Below are 279 nucleotides of genomic sequence, written 5' to 3' on the forward strand. Positions count from 1 at the left end.
TGCCATAGTTAAAGAATTAGGATTAAGAAAATAATCGTAATAAAAAAAGACCACGCACTTAGCGTGGTTTTTTGTTTTAGCCCTGAACTTAGCTGATGGGTGCGTTAGGGATTGAAGCGGCATCCTTTTTTTGAGGTACGAAAAAAAAGATATAGCGTAAAGCCCGACCCCGAAGCTTCGGGGAACGCCAAAAAAATAAAACTCTAAACATCAGGAAGAGTTTAAATATCCTGGTATATAAGAAGCTAATTATAGTTTTTCATTGGTCTAGGCAAATTT

This window comes from Seonamhaeicola marinus (assembly GCF_008085455.1).